At 61.9% G+C, this 22,400-nt stretch carries 25 protein-coding genes; 10 read left to right on the top strand and 15 right to left on the bottom strand.

The features are described 5' to 3' along the window. Positions 1–21: 21 nt before the first annotated feature. The 3 genes from choV to ACOZJV_RS34385 all read right to left on the bottom strand — a co-directional run bounded on the left by choV (position 22) and on the right by ACOZJV_RS34385 (position 3,070). Positions 22–1,200 carry a choline ABC transporter ATP-binding protein gene (gene choV / locus ACOZJV_RS34395; RefSeq protein WP_078472771.1) on the bottom strand — a complete coding sequence of 393 codons (1,179 nt, stop codon included), beginning with the start codon at positions 1,198–1,200 and terminating at the stop codon, positions 22–24. Beyond that, positions 1,197–2,042 carry a choline ABC transporter permease subunit gene (gene choW / locus ACOZJV_RS34390; RefSeq protein WP_020295350.1) on the bottom strand — a complete coding sequence of 282 codons (846 nt, stop codon included), beginning with the start codon at positions 2,040–2,042 and terminating at the stop codon, positions 1,197–1,199. Before choW ends, choV begins: the two co-directional genes overlap by 4 nt. A gap of 71 nt (positions 2,043–2,113) precedes the next feature. Next, positions 2,114–3,070 (bottom strand): choline ABC transporter substrate-binding protein, encoded by a 957-nt coding sequence (locus ACOZJV_RS34385; protein ID WP_078472772.1) that lies wholly within the window; start codon positions 3,068–3,070, stop codon positions 2,114–2,116. A gap of 430 nt (positions 3,071–3,500) precedes the next feature. On the opposite strand from ACOZJV_RS34385, the gene ACOZJV_RS34380 reads away from it, so the two are divergent. Both ACOZJV_RS34380 and ACOZJV_RS34375 read left to right on the top strand, forming a co-directional pair. Then, positions 3,501–4,877 (top strand): L-serine ammonia-lyase, encoded by a 1,377-nt coding sequence (locus ACOZJV_RS34380; protein ID WP_078472773.1) that lies wholly within the window; start codon positions 3,501–3,503, stop codon positions 4,875–4,877. A 447-nt stretch (positions 4,878–5,324) separates the two neighbouring features. Beyond that, positions 5,325–6,428, top strand: a complete 1,104-nt coding sequence (locus ACOZJV_RS34375; protein WP_020295353.1) for a GlxA family transcriptional regulator — start codon at positions 5,325–5,327, stop codon at positions 6,426–6,428. Here the strand turns inward: ACOZJV_RS34375 and aac(6') are convergent, their stop codons facing one another. Beyond that, complete coding sequence (gene aac(6') / locus ACOZJV_RS34370; RefSeq protein ID WP_421549587.1) at positions 6,429–6,875, bottom strand: aminoglycoside 6'-N-acetyltransferase; 447 nt, start codon at positions 6,873–6,875, stop codon at positions 6,429–6,431. A 66-nt stretch (positions 6,876–6,941) separates the two neighbouring features. Beyond that, the gene (locus ACOZJV_RS34365) at positions 6,942–7,202 is read right to left on the bottom strand and encodes a hypothetical protein (RefSeq protein WP_078472775.1); all 261 of its coding nucleotides are present in this window, start codon (positions 7,200–7,202) and stop codon (positions 6,942–6,944) included. A 263-nt stretch (positions 7,203–7,465) separates the two neighbouring features. Between ACOZJV_RS34365 and ACOZJV_RS34360 the strand changes: the two genes are divergently transcribed. Then, entirely contained in the window at positions 7,466–7,894 is a 429-nt protein-coding gene (locus tag ACOZJV_RS34360) for a DUF4952 domain-containing protein (RefSeq protein WP_201128366.1), read from the top strand. Between the two features lie 229 nt (positions 7,895–8,123). Here the strand turns inward: ACOZJV_RS34360 and ACOZJV_RS34355 are convergent, their stop codons facing one another. The 4 genes from ACOZJV_RS34355 to ACOZJV_RS34340 form a co-directional block, all read right to left on the bottom strand. Continuing rightward, complete coding sequence (locus ACOZJV_RS34355) at positions 8,124–8,600, bottom strand: thioesterase family protein (protein ID WP_421549586.1); 477 nt, start codon at positions 8,598–8,600, stop codon at positions 8,124–8,126. 60 nt (positions 8,601–8,660) lie between these two features. Then, positions 8,661–9,626, bottom strand: coding sequence for an L-carnitine dehydrogenase (locus tag ACOZJV_RS34350; RefSeq protein ID WP_421549585.1), 966 nt, complete (start codon positions 9,624–9,626; stop codon positions 8,661–8,663). A gap of 60 nt (positions 9,627–9,686) precedes the next feature. Then, positions 9,687–10,574: a 3-keto-5-aminohexanoate cleavage protein gene (locus ACOZJV_RS34345; RefSeq protein ID WP_201128360.1), complete on the bottom strand. Its 888-nt coding sequence runs from the start codon at positions 10,572–10,574 to the stop codon at positions 9,687–9,689. Positions 10,575–10,661: 87 nt separating this feature from the next. Beyond that, complete coding sequence (locus tag ACOZJV_RS34340) at positions 10,662–11,606, bottom strand: choline ABC transporter substrate-binding protein (protein ID WP_421549584.1); 945 nt, start codon at positions 11,604–11,606, stop codon at positions 10,662–10,664. 195 nt (positions 11,607–11,801) lie between these two features. Between ACOZJV_RS34340 and ACOZJV_RS34335 the strand changes: the two genes are divergently transcribed. Then, positions 11,802–12,746: a GlxA family transcriptional regulator gene (locus tag ACOZJV_RS34335; RefSeq protein WP_421549583.1), complete on the top strand. Its 945-nt coding sequence runs from the start codon at positions 11,802–11,804 to the stop codon at positions 12,744–12,746. Between the two features lie 82 nt (positions 12,747–12,828). Here the strand turns inward: ACOZJV_RS34335 and ACOZJV_RS34330 are convergent, their stop codons facing one another. From ACOZJV_RS34330 to ACOZJV_RS34310, 5 genes are all read right to left on the bottom strand, one after another. Continuing rightward, positions 12,829–13,467 carry a hypothetical protein gene (locus ACOZJV_RS34330; RefSeq protein WP_421549582.1) on the bottom strand — a complete coding sequence of 213 codons (639 nt, stop codon included), beginning with the start codon at positions 13,465–13,467 and terminating at the stop codon, positions 12,829–12,831. Positions 13,468–13,504: 37 nt separating this feature from the next. Beyond that, positions 13,505–13,924, bottom strand: a complete 420-nt coding sequence (locus ACOZJV_RS34325) for a DUF3010 family protein (RefSeq protein WP_421549581.1) — start codon at positions 13,922–13,924, stop codon at positions 13,505–13,507. 33 nt (positions 13,925–13,957) lie between these two features. After that, positions 13,958–14,284, bottom strand: coding sequence for a helix-turn-helix domain-containing protein (locus ACOZJV_RS34320; RefSeq protein ID WP_421549580.1), 327 nt, complete (start codon positions 14,282–14,284; stop codon positions 13,958–13,960). Next, complete coding sequence (locus ACOZJV_RS34315) at positions 14,265–14,489, bottom strand: type II toxin-antitoxin system RelE family toxin (RefSeq protein ID WP_421549579.1); 225 nt, start codon at positions 14,487–14,489, stop codon at positions 14,265–14,267. Before ACOZJV_RS34315 ends, ACOZJV_RS34320 begins: the two co-directional genes overlap by 20 nt. Before the next feature lie 116 nt (positions 14,490–14,605). Continuing rightward, positions 14,606–15,520 carry a LysR family transcriptional regulator gene (locus ACOZJV_RS34310; RefSeq protein WP_421549578.1) on the bottom strand — a complete coding sequence of 305 codons (915 nt, stop codon included), beginning with the start codon at positions 15,518–15,520 and terminating at the stop codon, positions 14,606–14,608. A gap of 169 nt (positions 15,521–15,689) precedes the next feature. On the opposite strand from ACOZJV_RS34310, the gene ACOZJV_RS34305 reads away from it, so the two are divergent. Genes ACOZJV_RS34305 through ACOZJV_RS34295 form a run of 3 tightly spaced genes read left to right on the top strand, consistent with a single transcriptional unit; the run spans position 15,690 to position 17,949 of the window. Next, a complete protein-coding gene (locus ACOZJV_RS34305) occupies positions 15,690–17,042 on the top strand; it encodes a nucleobase:cation symporter-2 family protein (protein WP_421549577.1) in 1,353 nt (450 codons plus the stop codon). A gap of 50 nt (positions 17,043–17,092) precedes the next feature. After that, complete coding sequence (locus ACOZJV_RS34300; RefSeq protein WP_421549576.1) at positions 17,093–17,602, top strand: nucleoside deaminase; 510 nt, start codon at positions 17,093–17,095, stop codon at positions 17,600–17,602. An 8-nt stretch (positions 17,603–17,610) separates the two neighbouring features. Next, complete coding sequence (locus ACOZJV_RS34295) at positions 17,611–17,949, top strand: hydroxyisourate hydrolase (protein ID WP_201128352.1); 339 nt, start codon at positions 17,611–17,613, stop codon at positions 17,947–17,949. 23 nt (positions 17,950–17,972) lie between these two features. Here ACOZJV_RS34295 and ACOZJV_RS34290 read toward each other — a convergent pair whose 3' ends face one another. After that, a complete protein-coding gene (locus tag ACOZJV_RS34290) occupies positions 17,973–18,374 on the bottom strand; it encodes a lysozyme inhibitor LprI family protein (RefSeq protein WP_421549575.1) in 402 nt (133 codons plus the stop codon). Positions 18,375–18,611: 237 nt separating this feature from the next. On the opposite strand from ACOZJV_RS34290, the gene ACOZJV_RS34285 reads away from it, so the two are divergent. The 3 genes from ACOZJV_RS34285 to dgcA all read left to right on the top strand — a co-directional run bounded on the left by ACOZJV_RS34285 (position 18,612) and on the right by dgcA (position 22,346). Continuing rightward, positions 18,612–19,589, top strand: a complete 978-nt coding sequence (locus ACOZJV_RS34285; RefSeq protein WP_421549574.1) for a dipeptidase — start codon at positions 18,612–18,614, stop codon at positions 19,587–19,589. Positions 19,590–19,740: 151 nt separating this feature from the next. Further along, positions 19,741–20,271, top strand: a complete 531-nt coding sequence (locus tag ACOZJV_RS34280; protein WP_078472787.1) for a 4-vinyl reductase — start codon at positions 19,741–19,743, stop codon at positions 20,269–20,271. 14 nt (positions 20,272–20,285) lie between these two features. Further along, the gene (gene dgcA, locus ACOZJV_RS34275; RefSeq protein WP_421549573.1) at positions 20,286–22,346 is read left to right on the top strand and encodes a dimethylglycine demethylation protein DgcA; all 2,061 of its coding nucleotides are present in this window, start codon (positions 20,286–20,288) and stop codon (positions 22,344–22,346) included. The last annotated feature ends 54 nt before the right edge of the window (positions 22,347–22,400 follow it).

The raw sequence follows: 22,400 nt of genomic DNA, 5'->3' as shown, positions 1-22,400 counted from the left end.
GGCGTTTTCATGTCCGGGGGATTACCCCAGGTTCTTGCCCAGCAACGCATGGTAGAGCTCGCTGTCGCCAAGGATCCCCACCACTTTGTTGTTGTCGTGCAGCACCAGTTTGTTGCCGGTCTGGTAGCGGATCTGCAAGGCATCGCGCATGCCGATATTGGAGTCCACCAGGGTCGGCCGGCGTTCCAGGCCTTCCACCGCCTGGCCGGGTGCCCAGTTCTGCAGGTCGAGGCTGGCGCCGTTCTGGCGTGCGCCCTTGATGGTGTTGCCTTCGGCCAGGTCGAGCCAGGAGTCGCCGCCCGGATCGAGGCATACCGAACCGTTGATGCGTTTGCAGTTGTCCAGGGTGCGCATCAGGCTGCGCCCGCAGAGCACGTTCAGCGGGTTGGTGTGGGCAACGAACGTACGCACATAGTCGTCGGCTGGGTTGAGCACGATCTGCTCCGGCTTGCTGTACTGGATGATCCGCCCGTCTTTCATGATGGCGATGCGGCTGCCCAGCTTCAGCGCTTCGTCGAGGTCGTGGCTGACGAAGACGATGGTCTTGCTCAGCTTGCGTTGCAGTTCCAGCAACTCGTCCTGCAGGCCCTGGCGAATCAGCGGGTCGAGGGCCGAGAAGGGTTCGTCCATCAGTAGGATATCGGCGTCCATCGCCAGGGCGCGGGCCAGGCCCACACGCTGTTGCATGCCGCCGGAGAGCTCATCGGGCTTCTTATTGCGCCATTGGGTCAGGCCCACCAGCTCGAGCTTTTCCTCCACCAGCTTGCGCCGTTCCTTTTCCGGGCGGCCCTGCATTTCCAGGCCGAAGCTGATGTTCTCGCGCACCGTCAGCCAGGGCATCAGGGCGAACTTCTGGAACACCATGGCGATGCGCTTGGTGCGCATCATCTTCAGTTCGGCGGCGGTGCAGGCGGCGATGTCGATCTGTTTGCCTTCGTGCTCGACGAACAGGTGCCCACGGCTGACGGTGTTCAAGCCGTTGATGCAGCGCAGCAAGCTGGATTTGCCGGAGCCGGAGAGACCCATCAGCACGCAGATCTCGCCTTTTTCCACATCGAGGCTGGCTTTTTCCACGCCGACGATCTGGCCGGTCTTTTTCAGGATCTCGTTGCGGGTCATGCCCTGGTCCAGCAGTTTCAGGGCCTCGCGGGGATCTTTGGAGAAGATAACGTCTACGTTATCGAAGCGAATAATGCTCATGCGTCGCTCCCTACTTTGGCGTCGGGTTGTTTGCAGATCCGGTCGAGCATGATCGCCAGCAGCACAATGGCCAGCCCGGCTTCGAAGCCCAAGGCGATATCGGCGGTGTTGAGTGCGTTGACCACCGGCTTGCCCAGGCCATCGGCGCCGACCAGGGCGGCGATCACCACCATCGACAGCGAGAGCATGATGCACTGGGTGATCCCGGCGGCGATGCTCGGCATGGCGTGGGGCAATTCGATACGCGACAGCAACTGGCGACGCGAGCAGCCAAAGGCCTTGCCGGCGTCCATCAGCTCTTGCGGGACATCGCGGATACCCAGGTAGGTCAGGCGGATCGGCGCGGCAATCGCGAACACCACCGTGGAAATCAGCCCGGGCACCACCCCCAGACCGAACAGGGTCAGGGTAGGAATGAGGTAGACGAAGGTCGGTACGGTCTGCATCAGATCGAGTACCGGACGCATCATGGTGTAGAACATCGGCTTGTGCGCGGCGACGATGCCCAACGGCACGCCGATGACCACGCAGACCAGGGTGGCGAACAGCACCTGGGCCAGGGTTTCCATGGTTTCCTGCCAGTAGCCCAGGTTCAGGATCAGCAGAAACGACAGCACTACAAAGGCGGTCAGGCCCCATTTGCGTTGAATGACGTGCGCGAGCAAGGCGATCAGCCCGATCAATGCCAGCGGGTTGAACCAGGTCAGCGCAAACGTCACGCCGTGGATCATCGTTTCCAGGGTCGTGGCGATCGCATCGAATGTGCTGGCGCCGTGTTGCGTCAACCATTCAACGAAGGCAGCGATGTACTGGCCTAGAGGGATTTTATGATCAGTCAGCATGGTAGTGAACGTCCGCATGCAAGGAAAAAACAGCCCGGGCGGAACTGGCCCGCCCGGCGTAAGCGAGTGACTTAGTTAGCAGCCTGTGCAAGCTTGGCCTTGACCGCCTCAAGGCCGGGTTTGCCATCAATGGTGGTGACCCCGGCGAGCCAGGTATCCAGCACTTGCGGGTTGTTTTTCAGCCAGGCCTTGGCGGCCACATCCGGCTTCATTTTGTCGTCCAGCACGTTGCCCATCAGGGTGCTTTCCATGTTCAGAGTGAACGAGAGGTTCTTCAGCAACTGGCCGACGTTGCTGCATTCCTGGGCGTAACCCTTGCGCGTGTTGGTGTAGATGGTGGCCTGGCCGAAGTTGGGGCCGAAGAACTCGTCACCCCCGGTGAGGTACTTCATCTTGAAACGGGTGTTCATCGGGTGCGGTTCCCAGCCCAGGAATACCACGGCGGTGTTGCGCCGCTGGGCACGATCGACCTGGGACAGCATGCCGGCTTCGCTGGACTCGACCACCTTGAACCCGGCGTCCTTGAGGCCGAAGGCGTTCTTGTCGATCATGCTCTGGATCAGGCGATTGCCGTCGTTGCCGGGCTCGATCCCGTAGATCTTGCCGTCCAGCTCCTTCTTGAATTTGGCGATGTCGGCGAAATCCTTGAGCCCCTTGTTGTACAGCTCTTCCGGGACCGCCAGGGTGTACTTGGCGTTCTCCAGGTTGGCGCGCAGGGTGTCGACGGTGCCGGCATCACGGTAGGCCTTGATGTCGTTTTCCATGGTCGGCATCCAGTTGCCGAGGAACACGTCCATGTTCTTGCCGTCGGCCAGGGACTTGTAGGTCACCGGTACGGAAATCATCGTGGTCTTGGTTTTGTAGCCCAGTGCATCGAGAACCACGCTGGTGGTGGCGGTGGTCACGGTGATGTCGGTCCAGCCAACATCGGAGAAGTTAACGGTACTGCATTGCGCCGGTTCTGCGGCTTGTGCCAGAAGCGGCAGACTCAGCATGGCGGCCAACAACAACGAGGGGGAACCTTTCATCGGGGGGGACTCCTGGGTGTCTTCTTTTTGGCGGCGTTCTTACCGCACTTATAAGCGTGGCGGTTGGGGCGCGTGGGACAGCTGTGCCACGGTGCCTTGCAATCGAGTCGAGACTGATCATGTACCAGTGAAAATCTGACGCCTACAGGGTGCGTCGTATCCAGTACAGGGAGGGTCGCATCCAGTGTCAGTGAGGTCGTTTACAGCTTTTTTCAGGACTTTTTGCCGCTCTGCACCGCAAAAAGCGGCCAAAACCCTTGGTTATCGGGTTGCGGCGTTGCTGGGCATGGGTGAGTCGGTGTCAGACGTCGAGCACCGTGGAAAAAGCCTGATGATGCGCCCATCTCGGCGGATTGCAGCTTGAGCGTAGCAGCTCCGTCAGCGGGCGCCGCGCCGCCCGGAGTGTGCTCATTCGAGGAGTTTTGCTGTCATGGCTATCAGTGTTTTCGACCTGTTCAAAATCGGCATCGGTCCTTCCAGTTCCCACACCGTCGGCCCCATGCGCGCCGCCGCCTTGTTCGTGCAATCGCTCAGGGAAAAGCAGCTACTGGAGCAGGTGCAGCGGGTCGAGGTGCAACTCTTTGGTTCGCTGTCGGCCACCGGTATCGGCCACGGCAGCGACAACGCGGTGATCATGGGCCTGATGGGCGAGTGGCCGGACGCGATCGACCCGTCGCAGATCGGTCCGCGCATCGACCGGCTGCGTGAAACCCAGACCCTGCTGCTGGACGGCCGCCTGCCGATCCCCTTTATCTGGGCCCGGGACATGCAGCTGATCGACGAAAACCTGCCGTTCCACCCCAATGCCATGACCCTGGTCGCGATCGGCGCAAACGCCGAGGTGCATCGCGACACCTACTATTCGGTCGGCGGTGGGTTTGTCGTCGACCAGGCCCAGGCCAGCAGCGGCGTGGTCGACCTCGATCGCACCGAATTGCCCTACGACTTCTCCAGCGCGGTGGAGCTGCTGAGCCTGTGCCAGACCCACAACCTGCGGGTCGCGGAACTGATGATGGCCAATGAAAAAGTCTGGCGCTCCGAGGAGGAAATTCGCAGTGGCCTGCTGACCCTCTGGCGGGCCATGCAGGACTGCGTCGAGCAGGGCCTCAAGCACGAAGGCATCCTGCCCGGCGGGCTGAATGTGCGGCGGCGTGCGGCGCGCCTGCACCGCAGCTTGCAGGAACTGAACAAGCCCAACGTCATTGGCTCGACCCTGTCGGCCATGGAGTGGGTCAACCTGTTCGCCCTGGCGGTCAACGAAGAGAACGCTGCCGGCGGGCGCATGGTCACCGCACCCACCAACGGCGCGGCCGGGATCATCCCGGCGGTGCTGCACTACTTTATGAAGTTCAGCGAGGTGGTGACCGAGGCCAACGTGGTCGACTATTTCCTCGGCGCGGCGGCGGTGGGCATCCTCTGTAAAAAGAATGCGTCGATCTCGGGGGCCGAAGTCGGTTGCCAGGGCGAAGTCGGTTCGGCCTGCGCCATGGCGGCGGCCGGGTTGGCGGAGATCCTCGGCGCGACCCCGGAGCAATTGTGCAACGCCGCTGAAATCGGCCTGGAGCACAACCTCGGCCTGACCTGCGACCCGGTCGGCGGCCTGGTGCAGGTGCCGTGCATCGAGCGCAACGCGATTGCCGCGGTCAAGGCGATCAATGCCGCGCAAATGGCCCTGCGCGGCGACGGCCAGCACTTTATCTCCCTGGACCGGGTGATCCGCACCATGCGCGATACCGGCGCCGACATGCACGACAAATACAAGGAGACCTCGCGCGGTGGCCTGGCGGTGAGTGCGGTGGAGTGCTGAGTCAGGCACGTGCTCATTTTTCCGCCGCTCGCCGCTGCGCGCTAAAGGAACACGCCACCTACACCGCGCCACCTTTTAGCGCGTCGCAAACAGATAAGCCCCTTTCCCGGGGCCGGAATCCAATCCGGCCCTGACCGCCTGTCACCCGTGCTTGCGGTGACACTCCCCGCCAGCGCCCCGCGACGCTGTTCCCACAAGTGCTACCGAACTGCTCACAGGCCCCGGGCGAGGGCGCTGGGGGCAATTGCTGGTGCTTATAACCCCCACTGCGCGCGTGGCTTATATAGACACCCCGTCATGTCGTTTTCAGGAGTTATTGAATGGCCATTCAACTTTAGGCATGGCAATTGCTCTGTCATGACAAAGCCCTTCTCTGCAAGAGAATGATGGCAATAACAAGAGCCTCCGCCTGAGGCCATCACCCGCTTTGTGTGAGGAGATACCGCGATGACGTCGTTCAACTCCGGGGCTCAACCCCAGAACCGTGCGCCTCAATCCATCGGCTTTTTGCTGCTGGACAATTTCACGCTGATTTCCCTGGCCTCCGCAGTCGAACCGCTGCGCATGGCCAACCAGCTGTCCGGTCGCGAGCTGTATCGCTGGACCACCCTCAGCGTCGATGGCGGGCAAGTCTGGGCCAGCGATGGCCTGCAGATCACCCCCGACGCCTCCATGCACAAAGCGCCCGTCCTCGACACCGTGATTGTCTGCGGCGGCATTGGTATCCAGCGCACCGTAACCCGTGAACACGTGTCCTGGCTGCAAAGCCAGGCCCGCCAGTCACGACGCCTGGGTGCCGTGTGCACCGGCAGCTGGGCCCTGGCGTGCGCCGGCCTGCTCGACGGTTTCGATTGCAGCGTGCACTGGGAATGCCTGGCGTCGATGCAGGAAGCCTTTCCCCGGGTCGCCATGAGCACCCGCCTGTTTACCCTCGATCGCAACCGCTTCACCAGCTCCGGTGGCACCGCGCCGCTGGACATGATGCTGCACTTGATCAGCCGCGATCACGGCCGTGAACTGTCCGCCGCGATCTCGGAAATGTTCGTCTACGAACGCATCCGCAACGAGCAGGATCACCAGCGCGTGCCGCTCAAGCACATGCTCGGCACCAACCAGCCGAAGCTCCAGGAAATCGTTGCGTTGATGGAAGCCAACCTCGAAGAGCCGATCGATCTCGACGAACTGGCAGTGTACGTCGCTGTTTCGCGGCGTCAGCTGGAGCGGCTGTTCCAGAAGTACCTGCACTGTTCGCCGTCGCGCTATTACCTCAAGCTGCGGCTGATCCGCGCCCGGCAACTGCTCAAGCAGACGCCGATGTCGATCATCGAAGTGGCGTCGGTCTGCGGTTTTGTCTCCACGCCGCATTTCTCCAAGTGCTACCGCGAATACTTCGGCATTCCGCCACGGGATGAGCGCGTCGGTTCCAACACCACCCAGCAAGTGGCGATGATGCCAATTCCGCAGGCGCTGGTGCTGGCGCCACTCTCGGGCCCGCTGTCGGCCCTGAGCCAGGCGCGCAACGAGTCGACATTCGCCAGCGTGCGCCTGTAGTCACAGCGTTTTCTTGAAGTACACGACGCGCTCGGTTTCCTCGAAACCGAGCGCCTTGTGCACGGTCTGGCTCAACAGGTTTTCCAGGCCGGTATCCGACGCCATTTCCCCGCAGCCCTGATCCCGTCCCCATTGGGCGACGGCTTCGATCAATTGCTCGGCAATCCCCTGGCGCCGCTGTTCGGCGACCACATACAAGCCTTCCAGAAACACCACCGGCGAATGTTCGGTGCCATTCACGTAATCGCGGCGCAGCGAGGCTTCGGCCAGGCCTGCGGGTTGGCCATCGGCGGTGTAAGCGAGCAGGTTGATATAGCGCCGCGGGTCACTCAGCAAATCAGTGATTTCGTCCAGGTGCTCCTGGCGCGAACTGTCCGGCCAGAGCGCCTGGCGCAACTCTAGCCAGCCCGATTGTCGGGCTGACTGACAGGGTTCGATTCGCGGCATGGGGCGGGTTCCAGAGGGCTGAAAGGACCCGCACTCTACACCCTGGGATCCTTTGCCGGCGACGGCTCAGGCGTGGCTGTTGCGGTACTGGGCCAGGGCCGGCAGCAACTGTTGGTCGATGGCCTGGCGCACGGCCGGAAGAATGGTCGCGTTGCCGGTCAGCATCTGCTCGACCATGCCCTTGAGCGCCCGGACCCGCGCATCGCTCAAGCCGCGCACCGCGTACTCACACGCCTGGTCGGCGGTGGCGCCAGCCGGCATCTCGAAACCCAGGGCCCGGAGTTGGCCGAGCAGGTCATCCTGATCAATCAGATCCGCGTGCATCATGACTCTTATCCTTATTCAGGGAGCGGGGTGGTGGATCGATTCTGGTAGGCCGCCCGGGAGTCGGCAAGGGCAAATCGTCGCCATGGCCCGTTTACCTATGAACAGGTCGTTTTCGACTAAGTGCAGTCCCCGGGCCTGCTTTCCAGGGCGCCGCCTGCGTCGCAGATAACTCATCACCGGTCCTGGCGCCCAAGGTATTCTGCGCCGGCGGTCGGTGTTCGACAGGGACGGCCGCCCACTTGGAAACCAAGGAGCTGTAGTCGATGAAAGTGCTGTTCAGAGGGACCCTGGCCGGTGTGTTGTGGCTGTTTTCCAGCGGAGCCTGGGCTGCTCCGGAGTGTGCCGACTTTCTTCGGGCCAGCGCCGATCCACCCCAGGTCCTCGAGTTTGTCGAGTGTAAATACACGCCGCAGCAGCAAGGCGCGCCGCTGACCGCGACCTATCGCGTCGAAGGCCGACATGCCCAAGAGGTGGAGAGCTATTTGCGGCTCATCTCGGGGGAGACAAATTACTTGAAGTTTGTCTGCTGTGGCTGGGAAACAACGCGTATGACCTACTACCTGGATCGAAGAGCCGGCCGCACCTATCAACTCAGCATGGGGTCCGAAGAGACGCCCCATAACCGCCGGGAGCGGTGGCACAAGATCGGCTATTTCTATGTGACGGTGGTGCTGTATACCGAGGACGTCTGAAGGTCGCCCAGTGGCCCATTTACCTATGAACAGGTCGCATTCAGCTAACCAGCGCCAGGGCCGAGCAGGCAGACTGAACCCCAGCTGATGTCACGACGGTTTGGTCACCCTCTTACTACAGCTCCTTGGCAAAGCACTCCCTGCCTCGATCCTGTCACGGCTTGATCGGGGCTTTTTTTGTCTGCGCGAAAAGGCGCTGCTCGAGCGTCGGGCAATTCGGTGCCCGGGTTCATTTTTCCGCCGGCAAGGCCATGACCCGCCCCAGATACGCCGGGGCCGGCAGTTCCAACTGCTCGGCAGCAATGGCTTGCAGGCGTTCCAGTACAGCCTCGCTGAACGGTGTCGAGCGTGGGCCGGCCAGGTCGACATGCAGCAGCATCTGCTCGTTGCCGGCCAGCATCTGCGGGTCACCGACCTGATGCAGGCTGTGGTAGAGGTGCAGGCGTTTGCGATCGTGAGCGATCAGTTGGGTGTGCACCTCGACCTGGGTGCCGAGTTTCACTTCATGCAGGTAATTCAGATGCAGCTCCAGGGTGAACAGCGAGTGGCCGCTGGTTTCGCGGTTCTCGCTGTCCAGGCCCAGGCGGTCCATCAGGGCGTCGGTGGCGTAGCTGAAAATCAGCAGGTAAAAGGCGTCGCGCAGATGGCCGTTGTAGTCGACCCACTCAGGCAGGACGGGGGTGCTGTAGGTGAGCAGTGCGGGCATGGGCTGGGTTCCAGGGGGCGAAGAAAATCGGGCGAGGCGCAGCGGCCTCGCCACGTCGGGTCAGTCGCTGAAGTTCATGCCGTGCTTGGCCTTGGTGGTCTTGACCGCATCGAGTACCGCCAGCAGGCAATCATCACGATAGCGCTCCAGGGCCGAAATGCTGCGTTCGCCCAACTGCTCACTGGTGCCTTGCACCACGTTGTCAATCAACTTGTCGGTCAGTGGCGGGGCGGGCAGGTAGGTCCAGGGCAGTTGCAGCGCCGGCCCGAACTGGGCCATGAAGTGGCGCATGCCGGCATCGCCACCCGCCAGGGTATAGGTGAGGAAGGTGCCCATGAACGACCAGCGCAGGCCGGCGCCGAAGCGGATCGCGTCGTCGATTTCACCCGTGGTGGCCACGCCGTCATTGACCAGGTGCAGCGCCTCGCGCCACAGGGCTTCCAACAGGCGGTCGGCGATAAATCCCGGGACCTCCTTGCGCACATGCAGCGGGCGCATGCCCAGGGATTCATAGACCCGTATTGCCGCCTGCACCGCCTCGGGCGCAGTGTGTTTGCCGCCCACCACTTCCACCAGCGGCAGCAGGTACACCGGGTTGAAGGGGTGGCCGACCACGCAGCGTTCCGGGTGGGTCGCGCCTTCGTAGAATTCGCTGGGCAGCAGCCCCGAGGTGCTGGAGCCGATCAGTGCATCGGGCTTGGCTGCGGCGCTGATCTGGCTATGCAGCTGCAACTTCAGCTCCAGGCGCTCCGGGGCGCTTTCCTGGATGAAGTCGGCGTCCTTCACGCACTCCTCAATGGTGGCGACAAAACGCAGGCGCTGTTGCGCGGCGCCCGGTGCCAGGCCTTGTTGCTCCAGGGCGCCCCAGGCATTGGCCACCCGTTGCCGCAGGGCTGCTTCGGCGCCGGGGGCCGGGTCCCAGGCCACCACGTCCAGGCCGTGGGCCAGGGCGCGAGCCACCCAGCCGCTGCCGATGACACCGCTGCCCAGGGCGGCGAAGGTTTTGATGTCGGTGATAAATCGCATGGCAAATTCCTGAAAAAAGGGTGCGAGGGGCTGTGCAAGCCGGTTTTGTCGGGAGGCGGGTCAGCGGCGCTGGGTCAGGCCCATCTTGGCCCGCCCTTCGGCCGGGGTCAGGACCCGTGCGCCGAGGCGGCTGAGGATTTGCGTGGCGCGCTCCACCAGTTGGCCGTTGGTCGCCAGCACGCCTTTGTCCAGCCAGAGGTTGTCCTCCAGCCCGACCCGCACATTGCCGCCCAGCAACACCGCCTGCGCGGCCATCGGCATTTGCATGCGGCCGATGCCGAAACCGGCCCACACCGCATCGGCCGGCAGGTTGTCGACCATGGCCTTCATGGTGGTGGTGTCGGCCGGGGCGCCCCAGGGGATGCCCAGGCACAGCTGGAACAGCGGGTTGTCCAGCAGGCCTTCCTTGATCATCTGCTTGGCGAACCACAGGTGCCCGGTGTCGAAGATTTCCAGTTCGGCCTTCACCCCCAGTTCCTGGATGCGCCTGGCGCCGGCCCGCAGCTGCGCCGGGGTGGAAACGTAAATGGTGTCGCCGTCGCCGAAGTTCAGGGTGCCGCAGTCCAGGGTGCAGATTTCCGGCAGCAGCGCCTCGACGTGGGCCAGGCGCGTCAGTGGGCCCACCAGGTCGGTGTTAGGGCCGAACTCCATGGGGTTTTCCCCGGCGCCGATCTCCAGGTCGCCGCCCATGCCGGCGGTGAGGTTGACGATGATGTCGATGTCCGCCTCGCGAATGCGCTCCATGACTTCGCGGTACAGCGCCACGTCACGGCTGAACTTGCCGCTCTGTGGGTCGCGCACGTGGCAATGGACCACGGTAGCGCCGGCCTTGGCCGCTTCCACCGCCGCGGCGGCGATCTGCTTGGGGGTGACCGGGACGTGGGGGCTCCTGGCGGTCGTGTCGCCAGCACCGGTGAGTGCGCAGGTGATGATGACGTCGTGGTTCATGGTGCGGGTTCCTTGCAGGCGTGATGTTTGGGCGTGACGCTGCCGTTCGCAGCCGGGAAGCGGCTGCGAGGCAGCGGGGCATCGGGGTTATTGGCTGGTCAGTTGCAGGTGCTGGTCGGCGGGCTTGCCATCGAAGGTGGTGACGCCTTCAAGCCAGCGTTGCTGGTCCTGCGGATGGTCCTTGAGCCATTGCTTGGCCGACTCCAGGGCGTCCTTGTGGTCGAGCAGCGGTTGCATCATGCGGCTCTCGTCTTCGGCGCTGAAGGTCAGGTTGCTCAGCAGCCGGCTGACGTTCGGGCATTGTTCGGCGTAGTTCGGCGCGGTCACGGTCCAGACCGTGGCCATGCCTTCGTTCGGGCCCAGGGCATCGTCGCTGCCGCTGAGGTAGGTCATCTTCTGGTTGACGTTCATCGGGTGCGGCGCCCAGCCGAAGAAGACGATGGCTTCGTTGCGTTTCACCGCGCGGGTCACCGCCGACAGCATCCCGGCTTCACTGGACTCCACCAGTTGGAACTTGCCGAGGCCGAACTGATTCTTGGCAATCATGTCCTTGATCTGGGTATTGGCCCCCGAGCCGGGCTCGATGCCGTAGATCTTGCCGCCCAGCTCTTTTTCGAAACGGGCGATGTCGGCGAAGGTTTTCAGCCCCTTGTCCGCCAGGTAAGTGGGCACCGCCAGGGTCGCGCGGGCGTCCTTGAGGCTGGGTTCGGCCAGGACCTTGACCTGCTTGGCCTCGACGAAGGGGGCGATGGTCTGGGTCATCAGCGGGTTCCAGTAGCCGAGGAACAGATCCAGGCGCTGGTCGCGGATGCCGGCGAAGATGATTTGCTGGGACGCGCTGGTCTGTTTGGTCTTGTAGCCGAGGCCGTCGAGCAGCACTTGGGTCATGGCGCTGGTGGCGATGACGTCGGTCCAGTTGACCACGCCCAGGCGCACGTTCTGGCAACTGGCGGCGTCCGCGGCAATGGCGCCGGAACTCAGGAAAGCGGTACCGCTGAGTGCAAGAACACAGCTGCTGATCAGTCGTTTCATGGAGGTTCCCTCGGCAGGTCGTTATTGTGGGTTCCGGGGTCTTTGTGCGCCGGTAATGCCAAGGTACGCAGCTGCTGCCCAGGGAAAGCGCACAGCGGCGACCCGCTCTTGCACTGCAGCGACCTGGACCCTTGTCGGGGGCCGGCAATTGGCGTATCACAGGCCCCCACGCCACCCGTCTTGCGAGTGCGTTTCATGTCCCAAGAGTTTTACTTTCTGCTGATGCCGGGCTTCTCCGCCATTGGCTTTATTTCCGCCATCGAGCCGCTGCGGGTGGCCAACCGCTTTCGCGGCGAGCTGTATCGCTGGCACGTGCTGAGTGCAGACGGCGGGGCGGTGCTGGCCAGCAATGGCATGTCGGTCAATGCCGATGCGGCGCTGGAACCCTTGAAAAAGGGCGCAACGCTGTGGGTGGTGGCCGGTTTCGAGCCGTTGAAGTCGCTGACCGCGCCTCTGGTGCACTGGTTGCGCCGTCTCGACCTGGAAGGCGTGACGTTGGGCGGGATCGATACCGGCAGCGTGGTCCTGGCCGAAGCCGGCCTGCTGGAAGGCCATCGCCTGACCCTGCATTGGGAAGCCATCGAGGCGTTCAAGGAGTCTTATCCACAGCTGTGGGTGACCCAGGAGCTGTTCGAAATCGACCGACGGCGCATCACCTCGGCGGGCGGCACCGCGTCCATCGACATGATGCTCGACCTGATTGGCCAGGCCCATGGCGCGCCGCTGGCGGTCCAGGTCAGCGAGCAGTTCGTGCTTGGCCGCATCCGCCCGCGCCAGGATCACCAGCGCATGGAGGTCGCCAGCCGCTACGGCATCAGTAACCGGAAGCTGGTGCAGGTGATTGGCGAGATGGAACAGCACAGCGAACCGCCGCTGAGCACCCTGGCCCTGGCTGAATCAATCAACGTCACCCGCAGGCAACTGGAGCGCCTGTTTCGCCTGCACCTCAACGACACACCGAGCAACTTCTACCTCGGCCTGCGCCTGGATAAGGCGCGGCAACTGCTGCGCCAGACCGACCTCAGCGTGCTGGAAGTCAGCATCGCCTGCGGTTTTGAATCCCCTTCCTACTTCACCCGCAGTTACCGCGCCAGGTTTGCCAAGTGCCCGCGCGAGGATCGGCGAGCTTTGATTAATTGAAAACTGGCGACTTGTGTCTAAAGAATACTAGGTCGTGCATTCAGTAATGCTGAAGTTATGTGGGGAAGATAGTAAGTATTGGCTATCCGAAATAGACATACATGATGTTTTGAAATAGCAGGATGGCTAGGCAACCAAAGCCCAATGCATAAAATATCATGATGATGTTTGTGATAATGGCATGCTCAACGTCGAAGGCGCCCTTGATGTTGGAGAATGCGTCGGCATGATTTGCGGTAACTACAGTACATGCATCAAATCTATTTCTAAGGTTGCTGATGTGGCTGAGATGGGCCTCGTTACTGGTAACGTGGCCAAAAAAGTCATTTATAAGTGTGGATTGATACTCGGGGGAGCTACGCTCCAGTAGCTCTTCGAACATTTGCTTTAATGACTCGAAGCTGCCTTCTTTTTCTTTGAAGTCAGCAAAGGTTTTATATTCTTTTATTATTTTTGGTGCATATACAGAATACAAAACGTTGGCAGTAGTGAATAGAAGGGTTGCGGCATATAAAACTTTTAAACTGAATGGGATGTCCCAGTTTAATGTTATTGGTGTTTGAAAGATTCCGATATTTATTTCTGATGGGAATTTTTCAGTCAGTTTCGCTAGTATTGGAATTGCAATGAACCAGAAACTGATCGATTTAATTGTTTTGGAGTTGCCGAGTCCGCTTAGTGTAGTCCATGTAATACGGCTTTTTTTGATGTTGTCTGTCATTTTTCTTTCCTTGAAGTGTTTTTGCTAAAGCGGCCCGTTATTTTTGGCTCATGAGTTTTGTGCAGGCGGCTTTGTAGGCCTCGTGCTGGTATTTGTTGAGGGTGCCTGGCAGCTCGAAGCTGTGCTTCTTGTTCTGCGCGTTGATGGTCTGCGGCGAGAGCAGGGTCACGTCGCAGTTTTCCAGCAGCTGAAACACGCCTTCGATCTTGAAGGTGGTCGGGCCGCCGGCGAATTCGCCTTTTTTGCTGCGCTTCTTGATGGCGAAGCGGCTGATGCCGTTGTCACGGACAAAGGCCGCCACCTGGGCAGCAAAGGCTTTGACGTTGGCCGCTTCATCGTCGTCTTCGAGGGCGATTTTCTTGGTGGCGATGGCCACGTGCTGCAGGGCGTCGCCCTGCAGGGAGGCGATGGCGAAGATGGCTTCGCTGCCTTTGATTTCGATGCCACAGATGCTCATGAGCGTTCCTTTGATCCGTTAATTGCGTGCAGCTTACAGCTCCAGCTGGTCGGCGCGAATGCCAAAGACCCGGGCAATTTTCTCGCGGGTGGCGCGGCGCGGCTTGGCGACGCTTTCCTGCTGGGCGAAGGCCGGCTGGGAAATGCCCAGGCGCTGGGCGACTTCATCCTGGGTCAGGTGCAGGTGTTCGCGCCAGGCACGGATCGGCGTGGCGCCGTCGACGATACGGCTGACCACATCATGGGGAATCGGCTCGGCGCTGTTGTACCGGGCCAGGTACTGGGCATAGGGAATGACCACGAACGCCGGCTTGCCGTCCGTGTCGTTGATGATCTGAATATCAGTAGGTGCGTTCGTCACGTCTTTTGACCTGTTGGATACTGATCACGTGAATCGCGTCGTCCCAATCGAACAGCACGCGATAGTGTCCAACGCGCAGGCGATAGGTGTAGCGGTGATCGGTTAATGCCGTGAGCTGGCCCACATCGGGCATAGCGGCCAGGGCGCTGACGGCGTCGCGTACTTGAACCTGATGTTCGCGGTGCAATCTGAGCAGTTGTTTCACAGCCTTGCGGGTCCAACTGGATAGTGCTCATGGAAAATATAAGCTTTTTATAGGGTTTTTCAATATTTGCTTATGCCATGCCGGTTGGCAACGCTTCAACCTTGTCCACATGTTGCCTACCAGGTGGTCGACTGGCCCTGGCGATCGACCTCGGACACTTTGTTCTTCAGCAGGCGTTCCCTCAGCCAGTGCTCGGCCTTGCCCATGCGTCGCTGCCGGGCCCAGAGCAGGTCGACCCCCACCAGCCAATCGGTGTGGGGGTAGGCGCCCAATTGCAGTTCCACCAACTCACCGCTGGCCAGTTCGCGCTGGATCAACTGGCGGGGCAGGGTGGCCCAGCCGAGCCCGGCGCGGACCATTTCCAGCAGCGCCAGGTAGTTTTCTGCCTGCCACAGCCCCGTGGCGTGCAGGTACTCGCTGCTGGGCAGCTTGTCGGCGTGGGCGCTGAAGGCCAGGCGCCGGTGCACGTGCAAGTCGTCGAAGGTCACGCTGTCCAGTTGTGCCAAGGCGTGTTGCGGGTGGCAGACGTGCAGCATGATCAGCTTGCCCAGTTGCTGAAATTGCAGGGCCTGGGGATACCCCGGCTGGGAGAAGGCGATGCCCAGCCCCACATCACCCTTGGCCACCAGTTCGCTGACGTCGCCGTCGATCGGGTGGCGGATGATCAGGTCGACGAACGGGAACGCCTGGGCAAACTCGCGCAGCACCGGCATCACGGCGGTGTAGGGCGTTTCAATGGCGATGGCCACGCTCGGCTCGACCACCTCCGACAGGCAATCGGCGTGGGCCTGCAACGTCAGGCAGCGCTCCAGCACGGCTTCGGCCTGGAGCCGCATGCGCTGCCCGGCGGCGGTCAACACCGGGGTGCGGCTGGAGCGGTCGAACAGCTCCACGCCGAGGTCGGTTTCCAGGTTGGCAATCGCCGCACTCACCGTCGATTGGGTTTTGCCCAGCTTGCGCGCGGCGGCCGAGAACGAGCCGCTGTGCACGGCCTGTATGAACATCTGCAACTGATCCAGTGAAAAGCGCATTGCGTCTCCCGAGCAGCGGTTTGATCCATCGTTAAAAACGATGGTTGCTGATTTTTATCATCGTATAAAACCACAGAAGATCGGCCCGCATCAGCACTTCCTGTCGGGCCCGTATCCCTGAGGATGCTCGCCCAAAACCATTAGGTTGCACCCTCAGGAGACATGGGACATGAGCACTTTACAGGTTCATCCGGTAGACGAAATCCTGCCCGCCCGCCAGTTGTTCACCTTTGGCCTGCAACACGTGCTGGTGATGTATGCCGGCGCGGTGGCGGTGCCGCTGATCCTCGGCAGCGCCCTGGGGCTGACCCCGAGCCAGGTGGTCACCCTGATCAATGCCAACCTGCTGACCTCCGGTATCGCCACGCTGATCCAGACCCTGGGCTTCTGGAAGTTCGGCGCGCGCTTGCCCTTGATTCAAGGCTGCTCGTTCATTGCTCTGGCGCCGATGATCATGATCGGCAAGGAGTTCGGCCTGACCGAAGTCTTTGGTGCGGTGATAGCCGCCGGGGCGATCACCCTCGCCATCGCCCCGGTATTCAGTCGTTTGCTGCGCTTCTTTCCGCCGGTGGTGATCGGCAGCCTGATTACCATCATCGGTATTTCCTTGATGCCCGCCGCGGCGGTCTGGCTGGGCGGCGGTCACCCGGGCTCCGCGCAGTTCGGCGCGCCGGCCAACCTTCTGCTGGGGCTGGCGACGGTGGCCGTAACCCTGGTGGTCTACGCCAGGTTTTCCGGGTTTATCGGCAACCTCAGCGTGCTCATCGGCCTGTTCGCCGGCAGCCTGATCGCCGCAGCCTTCGGCATGACCGATTTCGCCCAGGTGAGCAACGCCGCCTGGTTCGAACTGAGCCCGCCGATGGCCTTTGGCATGCCGCAGTTTTCCCTGACGCCGATCCTGGTGATGACCTTGGCCATGCTGGTGATCATGGCCGAGACCACCGGCAACTGCCTGGCCATCGGCAGGCTCACTGGGCGCCCCGTCGACCAGCGGACCCTGGGCAACGCGTTCCGTGCGGATGGTCTTTCAACCCTATTGGGGGGTGTGTTCAACAGCTTTCCCTACAACGCCTTTACCCAGAACACCGGGCTGATCGCGCTCTCCAATGTCAAAAGCCGCTTCGTGGTGGCCTCGGCGGGGGCACTCATGGTGCTGATGGGCTTGTTTCCCAAGCTCGGCGCGCTGATTGCCGCAGTGCCTGCGCCGGTACTGGGCGGCTGCGCCATCGTGATGTTCGGCATGACCACGGTGGCCGGCATTCAGGAGCTGTCCCGCGTGCAGTTCGAGGGCACCCGCAACGGCATCATCGTGGCGGTCTCGGTCAGTGTGGGGGTGCTGCCGATGTCCCTCCCTGCGCTGTTCGAGCACACCGGCGGTGCCCTCAAGCTGGTGCTTGAAAGCGGCATCTTCCTCGGCGGCGTGACTGCGGTGGTGCTCAATATTTTGCTTAACCCACGCCGCCTCAACCCCGGCCCCCAGGCCACCGAGCCTGGTGCCGTCTCGGGCAAATGTTCCGAGTGAGCGCCTTTCCCATCCCCCTTTGGGGTACTGCCCACAACCAGGAGGTCTCCATGACCCGATTCACGTCCCTTACGCCTGCCGGTATCACTGAACTGGACCTGCACCTGCTGCGTCAGGCCATCGCCCTGTCAGAGGCCTCCCGCTCGCGCGGACGGCACCCGTTTGCCGCGCTCGTGGCCGACCGCACTGGCAAGGTCATCGCCAGCGCCGGTAACAACTCGATGCCGCCCGAGGGCGACCCGACCCAGCACGCCGAACTGTCGGCGGCAGCCATGGCCGCCAAAACCCTCAGCCCCCAGGCCCTCGCCGAATGCACCCTGTACACCAGCGCCGAGCCTTGCTGCATGTGCGCCGGGGCGATTTATTGGACCGGAATCGGGCGTGTGGTTTATGCCTTGTCTGAACACGCGTTGCTGGGGCTGACCGGCGACCACCCGGAAAACCCGACCTTCTCCCTGCCGTGTCGCGAAGTGTTCGCCCGTGGCCAGCGCAAGATCCCGGTGTTCGGCCCGATGCTCGAAGATGAAGCGGCCAAGGCCCATGCAGGGTTCTGGAAATGAACGGCGGGGTGTCGATCCACGCAGTGGATGTGGCCAGTGGCAAGGTGGCCCAGGGCATGGCAGTCAGCATCCGTCGGCTGGACGGTGAGCTGATATGCAGCGGGCGCATCGCCGCCAATGGCTTGCTGGTCGAACTCGCGCAGCAGGCGCCGAGTTTTGTGCCGGGGGTCTATGAAGTGCAACTGGAGGTCGCGGCGTTTTACCGCGAGCAAGGCCAGGCGCTGCCCCAGGTGCCGTTTCTCGACGTGCTGGTGTATCGCTTTGGCCTGGACGACAGCGCTCAGCATTACCACCTGCCGTTCAAGCTGACTGCGTGGGGCCTGTCGTGCTTTCGCGGCGGCGCTTGAGGCTCAACCTTATGCCCGCGTAGTTACTCCTGGCCGATGGACTCGAGGAACTCCGACCGTTCATCGCTCATGCGTGCCATGCAGTCGTTCTGGGCAATGGTGTAGGCCTTGCTGCCCGGCTTGGCGGGGAAGCTTTCCACGGCGCAATCGGCTTCGCGCTGTTTTTGCCACAGTTGTTGGGCGTTGTTGAGCTTGCCGGTGATGTCGGCGAGCTTGGCCTTGTCGCTGCCGTACAGGTTGGCGAAGCGTTCCAGCAGGCCCTGGACGTTGTCCTTGAGCAACTGTTCGGCGGTGGTGCGGTTGTAGGTCGCGCATTCCAGGGTCTGCACGTCGTTTTCGACGGCATCGCAGGGCGAGTTGTCGGCTTCTTCAGCCGCCTGTACGCCGGTCGCCATCAGTGCCAAAGCGAGGAAGATCGATTTCATTGCGTCGCCGCCCCTAAATCCAGTGAAGCATCCAGTAAAGCGGCGGATTCTGGCGCAAGCGCCGGGCAAAGAACAGATGACGCCGATGCCCGGCTGCCGACCCTTTGTCGCGCCTTGACGCTTTCGGCAATTCCCCTGTCGCTTTTGCATCCGGCTCCCTTGCCCACGCGGCATATGCTGGCCCCAAAGCGCCGGCAGACGATTCGGCGCATGAATCGCCAATAAGGGGACAGCCTGATGAGCCCAGCCGAACTGCACGCCGACAGCATCGTTATCGACGGGCTGATCATTGCCAAGTGGAACCGCGAGCTGTTTGAGGACATGCGCAAGGGCGGCCTGACCGCAGCCAACTGCACTGTGTCGGTGTGGGAAGGCTTCCAGGCCACCATCGACAGCATCTGCAAAAGCCAGAAGCTGATGCGCGAAAACAGCGACCTGGTAATGCCGGTCCGCAGCACCGCCGATATCCGCAAGGCCAAGGAACAGGGCAAGACCGGCATCCTCTTCGGTTTCCAGAATGCCCATGCCTATGAAGACCAGATCGGCTATGTCGAGGTGTTCAAGCAGCTGGGCGTGGGCATTGTGCAGATGTGCTACAACACCCAGAACCTAGTGGGCACCGGCTGTTATGAGCGTGATGGCGGGCTCTCGGGTTTCGGTCGCGAAATCGTGGCCGAGATGAATCGCGTCGGGGTCATGTGCGACCTTTCCCACGTCGGTTCCAAGACGTCCGAGGAAGTCATCCTCGAATCGAAGAAACCCGTCTGCTACTCCCACTGCCTGCCGTCGGGCCACAAGGAACACCCGCGCAACAAGTCCGATGCGGAGCTGAAGTTCATCGCCGATCACGGTGGTTTCGTCGGCGTGACCATGTTTGCACCGTTCCTGGCCAAGGGCATCGACTCGACCATCGACGACTACGCCGAAGCCATCGAATACACCATGAACCTGGTGGGCGAAGACGCCATCGGCATCGGCACCGACTTCACCCAGGGCCATGGCCAGGACTTCTTCGAGTACCTGACCCATGACAAGGGCTACGCCCGCCGCCTGACCAGCTTCGGCAAGATCATCAACCCCCTGGGGATCCGCACCGTGGGCGAGTTTCCCAACCTCACCGAGACCCTGCTCAAGCGCGGCCACCCCGAGCGTGTGGTGCGCAAGATCATGGGCGAGAACTGGGTCAATGTCCTGAAGGACGTCTGGGGCGAATGAATGCCTGCGGAGCCTACTCCGCTCGCCGATAGTGGCGTCAGGTCCTCGACGTGCTCGCTACGGCTCCAAAGTCATTCACACGGCTTGTTTATTAGAGCAAGGCAAAAGCTTTGCTAAGCACTGAAAACGAATTTTCTGGAGTTAAGTTTCCATGGCCAAAATCGCCCCGCAATTGCCCATCGAAGTCGACAGCGAGACCGGTGTCTGGACCTCCGATGCCCTGCCGATGCTCTACGTGCCACGGCACTTTTTCGTCAACAACCACATGGGCATCGAAGACGTGCTGGGGGCCGAGGCCTACGCCGAGATCCTGTACAAGGCCGGCTACAAATCCGCCTGGCACTGGTGCGAGAAAGAAGCCGAATGCCACGGCCTGGAAGGCGTGGCGGTGTTCGAGCACTACATGAAGCGCCTGTCGCAGCGCGGCTGGGGCCTGTTCAAGATCCAGGACATCGACCTGGATCAAGGCACCGCCAGCGTCAAGCTCGAGCACTCGGCGTTCGTCTACGTCTACGGCAAGGTCGGGCGCAAGGTCGACTACATGTTCACCGGTTGGTTCGCCGGCGCCATGGACCAGATCCTCCAAGCCCGGGGCAGTTCGATCCGGACCGTGGCGGAGCAGGTCTACGGTGGCTCCGAAGAAGGCCACGACGACGGCCTGTTCATCGTCAAACCGTTGTAGGCGGAGTTTAGAAAATGGCTTTCGAAGCGATGTTCCAGCCGATCCAGATCGGCAAACTGACCATCCGCAACCGTGTGCTGAGCACCGCGCACGCCGAGGTCTATGCCACCGATGGCGGCATGACCACCGACCGTTATGTGAAGTACTACGAAGAGAAAGCCAAGGGCGGCATCGGCCTGGCGATCTGCGGCGGCTCCTCGGTGGTGGCCATCGACAGCCCGCAGGAGTGGTGGGCCTCGGTCAACCTGGCCACCGACCGCATCATTCCGCACTTCCAGAACCTGGCCGACGCCATGCACAAGCATGGCGCCAAGATCATGATCCAGATTACCCACATGGGTCGTCGCTCACGCTGGGATGGTTTCAACTGGCCGACCCTGATGTCGCCATCCGGTGTGCGCGAGCCGGTGCACCGCGCCACCTGCAAGACCATTGAACCGGAAGAAATCTGGCGCGTGATCGGCAACTACGCCCAGGCCGCGCGCCGGGCCAAGGCCGGTGGCCTGGATGGCGTCGAGCTGTCGGCGGTGCACCAGCACATGATCGACCAGTTCTGGAGCCCGCGCGTCAACAAGCGCACCGACGAATGGGGCGGCAGTTTTGAGGGCCGGATGAAGTTCGGCCTGGAAGTGCTCAAGGCGGTGCGTGCCGAAGTCGGTGACGATTTCTGCGTCGGCATACGCCTGTGCGGTGATGAATTCCACCCGGACGGCCTGTCCCACGAGGACATGAAGCAGATCGCCAAGTACTACGACGACACCGGCATGCTCGACTTTATCGGTGTGGTGGGCTCGGGGTGCGACACCCACAACACCCTGGCCAACGTCATTCCCAACATGAGTTACCCACCGGAGCCTTTCCTGCACCTGGCGGCCGGGATCAAGGAAGTGGTCAAGGTCCCGGTGCTGCACGCGCAGAACATCAAGGACCCGAACCAGGCCACGCGCATTCTCGAAGGCGGTTACGTCGACATGGTCGGCATGACCCGTGCGCACATCGCGGACCCGCACCTGATCGCCAAGATCAAGATGGGCCAGATCGACCAGATCAAGCAGTGCGTCGGTGCCAACTACTGCATCGATCGCCAGTACCAGGGGCTGGATGTGCTGTGCATCCAGAACGCCGCGACCTCCCGTGAATACATGGGCGTGCCGCACATCATCGAGAAGAGCATCGGGGTCAAGCGCAAGGTGGTGGTGGTCGGAGCCGGCCCGGCGGGGATGGAAGCCGCGCGAGTGGCCGCCGAGCGCGGACATGACGTGACCCTGATCGAGAAAAAGGACGCCATCGGCGGGCAGATCACCACAGCCTCCAAGGCACCGCAACGGGATCAGATCGCCGGCATCACCCGCTGGTATCAGCTGGAGCTGGCGCGCCTGAAAGTCGACCTGCGCCTGGGCACCGCGGCCGATATCGCGACCATCCTCGACCTGCGTCCGGACATCGTGGTACTGGCCGTGGGCGGGCACCCGAACCTGGAGCAGAACGAACACTGGGGCGCTGCCGAAGGCCTGGTGGTCAGCAGTTGGGACGTGCTCGATGGCAAGGTGGCGCCGGGCAAGAATGTGCTGGTCTACGACACCATCTGCGAATTCACCGGTATGTCGGTGGCCGATTTCCTGGCCGACAAAGGCAGCCAGGTCGAAATCGTCACCGATGACATCAAGCCTGGGGTGGCGATTGGCGGGACGTCGTTCCCGACCTACTACCGCAGCATGTACCCCAAGGAAGTGATCATGACCGGCGACATGATGCTGGAGAAGGTTTACCGCGAGGGTGACAAGCTGATTGCCGTGCTGGAAAACGAATACACCGGGGCCAAGGAAGAGCGGGTGGTGGACCAGGTGGTGGTGGAGAACGGCGTGCGCCCGGATGAAGAGCTGTATTACGGGCTCAAGCAAGACTCGCGCAACAAGGGCCAGATCGATGTCGAGGCGCTGTTCGCGATCAAGCCGCAGCCGTGCCTGGGCGAGCCGGGCGAGGGTTTCCTGCTGTTCCGGATCGGCGACTGCGTGGCCCAGCGCAACACCCATGCCGCCATCTATGACGCCCTGCGCTTGTGCAAGGATTTTTAACAACAGTTGCTGATAGGAGCCGGCTTGTTGTGGCGAGGGAGCCAGCTCCCTCGC

This window comes from Pseudomonas sp. QD4 (genome assembly GCF_049199125.1).
GTDB lineage: Bacteria > Pseudomonadota > Gammaproteobacteria > Pseudomonadales > Pseudomonadaceae > Aquipseudomonas.
The sequence above is the reverse complement of the archived record's forward strand: the minus strand, read 5'-3'. Positions and strand labels throughout refer to the sequence as shown.

What these genes read in the sequence shown, in the direction of transcription:
- ACOZJV_RS34280 (WP_078472787.1), top strand. Translation starts at nt 19,741, where the DNA reads ATGGCCAAAATCGCCCCGCAATTGCCCATCGAAGTCGACAGCGAGACC.
- choW (WP_020295350.1), bottom strand. Translation starts at nt 2,042, where the DNA reads ATGCTGACTGATCATAAAATCCCTCTAGGCCAGTACATCGCTGCCTTC.
- ACOZJV_RS34300 (WP_421549576.1), top strand. Translation starts at nt 17,093, where the DNA reads ATGACCCGATTCACGTCCCTTACGCCTGCCGGTATCACTGAACTGGAC.
- ACOZJV_RS34305 (WP_421549577.1), top strand. Translation starts at nt 15,690, where the DNA reads ATGAGCACTTTACAGGTTCATCCGGTAGACGAAATCCTGCCCGCCCGC.
- ACOZJV_RS34375 (WP_020295353.1), top strand. Translation starts at nt 5,325, where the DNA reads ATGACGTCGTTCAACTCCGGGGCTCAACCCCAGAACCGTGCGCCTCAA.
- ACOZJV_RS34285 (WP_421549574.1), top strand. Translation starts at nt 18,612, where the DNA reads ATGAGCCCAGCCGAACTGCACGCCGACAGCATCGTTATCGACGGGCTG.
- ACOZJV_RS34365 (WP_078472775.1), bottom strand. Translation starts at nt 7,202, where the DNA reads ATGATGCACGCGGATCTGATTGATCAGGATGACCTGCTCGGCCAACTC.
- ACOZJV_RS34360 (WP_201128366.1), top strand. Translation starts at nt 7,466, where the DNA reads ATGAAAGTGCTGTTCAGAGGGACCCTGGCCGGTGTGTTGTGGCTGTTT.
- ACOZJV_RS34380 (WP_078472773.1), top strand. Translation starts at nt 3,501, where the DNA reads ATGGCTATCAGTGTTTTCGACCTGTTCAAAATCGGCATCGGTCCTTCC.
- choV (WP_078472771.1), bottom strand. Translation starts at nt 1,200, where the DNA reads ATGAGCATTATTCGCTTCGATAACGTAGACGTTATCTTCTCCAAAGAT.
- ACOZJV_RS34290 (WP_421549575.1), bottom strand. Translation starts at nt 18,374, where the DNA reads ATGAAATCGATCTTCCTCGCTTTGGCACTGATGGCGACCGGCGTACAG.
- ACOZJV_RS34385 (WP_078472772.1), bottom strand. Translation starts at nt 3,070, where the DNA reads ATGAAAGGTTCCCCCTCGTTGTTGTTGGCCGCCATGCTGAGTCTGCCG.
- ACOZJV_RS34355 (WP_421549586.1), bottom strand. Translation starts at nt 8,600, where the DNA reads ATGCCCGCACTGCTCACCTACAGCACCCCCGTCCTGCCTGAGTGGGTC.
- ACOZJV_RS34340 (WP_421549584.1), bottom strand. Translation starts at nt 11,606, where the DNA reads ATGAAACGACTGATCAGCAGCTGTGTTCTTGCACTCAGCGGTACCGCT.
- ACOZJV_RS34345 (WP_201128360.1), bottom strand. Translation starts at nt 10,574, where the DNA reads ATGAACCACGACGTCATCATCACCTGCGCACTCACCGGTGCTGGCGAC.
- dgcA (WP_421549573.1), top strand. Translation starts at nt 20,286, where the DNA reads ATGGCTTTCGAAGCGATGTTCCAGCCGATCCAGATCGGCAAACTGACC.
- ACOZJV_RS34335 (WP_421549583.1), top strand. Translation starts at nt 11,802, where the DNA reads ATGTCCCAAGAGTTTTACTTTCTGCTGATGCCGGGCTTCTCCGCCATT.
- ACOZJV_RS34325 (WP_421549581.1), bottom strand. Translation starts at nt 13,924, where the DNA reads ATGAGCATCTGTGGCATCGAAATCAAAGGCAGCGAAGCCATCTTCGCC.
- ACOZJV_RS34350 (WP_421549585.1), bottom strand. Translation starts at nt 9,626, where the DNA reads ATGCGATTTATCACCGACATCAAAACCTTCGCCGCCCTGGGCAGCGGT.
- ACOZJV_RS34310 (WP_421549578.1), bottom strand. Translation starts at nt 15,520, where the DNA reads ATGCGCTTTTCACTGGATCAGTTGCAGATGTTCATACAGGCCGTGCAC.
- ACOZJV_RS34330 (WP_421549582.1), bottom strand. Translation starts at nt 13,467, where the DNA reads ATGACAGACAACATCAAAAAAAGCCGTATTACATGGACTACACTAAGC.